1 protein-coding gene is annotated in these 2,242 nt (G+C 68.7%); it reads right to left on the minus strand.

Features of this window, described 5'->3' with window-relative positions; translation table 11 throughout:
* On the minus strand, positions 1-2,242 hold a 2,242-nt coding region (locus tag UB31_RS15925; protein WP_045011528.1), incomplete at both ends, for an acyltransferase domain-containing protein.

Below are 2,242 nucleotides of genomic sequence, written 5' to 3' on the forward strand. Positions count from 1 at the left end.
GCTGCGACGGGATCGCACTGCCTGCATCCAGCCGCGCAACGACAGCCGCAACGCTCTCGGCGTGATCGAGCCCCAGAGCCGCCGCCAACGCGCCGTCGCCGCCCACAATCAGTGGCGGCGCATCAGACACAGGTTTGTCTTGCCCGGCCTCGTTCAATCCGACCGCACGCCACTCCAGACGATAAAGATGCTGCGCCTCGCTGCGCGAGGCCTCACGGATCTGCGCTTCGCTCGCCTGCTTCAGCCGCAAGCCCCCGACATGCGCGACCACACGGCCATGCCCATCCGCAAGCTGCAGATGCGCCAGCGCCTCGCCCTCGCCGCTGCGCTCCACCGAGGCACGGATCCGCAGCTCACGCGCGCCTTGAGCGGCCAGCGACACCTCCGACCATTCGAACGGCAGCAGCAGCGGCGCGTCCGCATCGCCATCGAGATCCGCGCCCGCGATCCGATCAAAACTCAGCACATGCAGCGCGCTGTCCAGCAGCGCTGGATGCAGGCCGTACTCGTCCGCCGACGGCCACAGCGCTTCCGCAAGCACGGCGCGGCCGACCACGGCGTCGCCCACACGCCACGCCTCGACCAGACCCTGGAACAGCGGCCCATAGCCGTAGCCCCGCGCCTGCATCCGCGCGTAATGACCGCTCAGGTCGATCGCCTCGCCGCCAACAGGCGGCCAGACTTCAAGCCCGCTCTCTTGCGCGGCTTCCTGCTCCGCAACCTCGCCCAGCACGCCCTGCGCATGCAGCGTCCACGACCCGCCCTCGGCCGCATCCTCCGCTCGGCTGTAGATGCTTATGCCTCGGCCGCCAGCCTCGCCCGCCTCGGCACCATCCACCTGAACCTGCAGCCGCACACCGCCCTCCGCCGGCAGCACCAGCGGCGATAGCAGCGTCAGCTGCGACACAACAGTCAATCCAACCGCACGCGCCGCCGCAAAGCCCAGCTCCAGCAGCCCGGTCCCCGGCAGCAGCACCGTCCCGAACACCGCATGGTCGCCAAGCCAGCCCGCTTCCGACAGCGACAACCGGCCCGTCAACAAAAACCCGTCGCTCTCCGCAAGCGGCGTCGCAGCGCCAAGCAGCGGATGCGACGCATCCGACAGCCCCATCGTCGCGGCGTCCCCACTCGCCTTCTCAGCCTCCAGCCAGTAACGCTGCCGCTGGAACGCATAGGTCGGAAGTGACGCAACAGGTGCCGTCGCACCCGCTCCCGCCGCCTTCGCCCAGTCAACACCAACACCATGAACATGCAGCGCGCCGAGATTGCGTAAAAGCTCCGACATCCCGCCGCCGTCACGGCGCAGCGATCCCACCACCACGCCATGCTCGCCGCTCGCCGCAGACAGCGGCATCGCCAGCACCGGATGCGCGCTCGCTTCCACGAACACGCCGTGCCCGCTGCCGATCAACTCGGCCAGCGCAAGGTCCAGCCGCACCGTCTGCCGCAGGTTCCGGCACCAATAGGATCCGTCCAGTGACGTCCCCTCGCAGCGCGCTCCCGTCACCGTCGAGATCATCGCCACCTCGCCTGCCTGTGGCGCAAGATCCGACAGCAAGCCTTCCAGCTCCGGCAGGATCGGGTCCATCTCCGCGCTGTGCGAGGCGTAGTCCACATTGACCTGCCGGCAGAACACGCCTTCCTGACCAAGACGGCCGACCCAGCGCTCGACCACTTCAGTCGGCCCCGAGACGACCGTCGAGCCCGGCGTGTTCACCACCGCCACCGACAATCCGGACCATTCCGCTGCCTTCAGCCGCTCTTCCACAACTGAAGCCGCAAGCTCCGTCACCGCCATGGCCCCGCGCCCGCTCAGGCCCCTCAACAGCTTGCTGCGCAGCGCCACCACCCGGGCTCCGTCCTCAAGCGACAGGATGCCGGCAACCACGGCGGCTGCGATCTCGCCCTGGCTGTGGCCCACAACCGCCGATGGCTGCAGTCCGAGACTGCGCCACACCGCGGCCAGGCCGACATTCATCGCAAACAGCGAAGGCTGGATCACGTCCACCTGCTCCAGCAGGCAGGCTTCGAGATCCTCATCCCCGCGAAGCACCGACGTCAGCGACCAGTCCGTGTAAGGGGACAACGCCGTCTCACAGGCCGCAATCGCCTGCGCAAACACCGCCGATTCCGCCAGCAGGGCTCGGCCCATCGATGGCCACTGACTGCCCTGTCCGGGGAACACGAACACCACACGACCGCGATCGCGCGCGCTCCCGACCGACACCGCCGCATGCGGGCG

Origin of the sequence: Bradyrhizobium sp. LTSP849 (genome assembly GCF_000938255.1) — a bacterium.
In the GTDB taxonomy this organism is placed as follows: Bacteria; Pseudomonadota; Alphaproteobacteria; order Rhizobiales; family Xanthobacteraceae; genus Bradyrhizobium.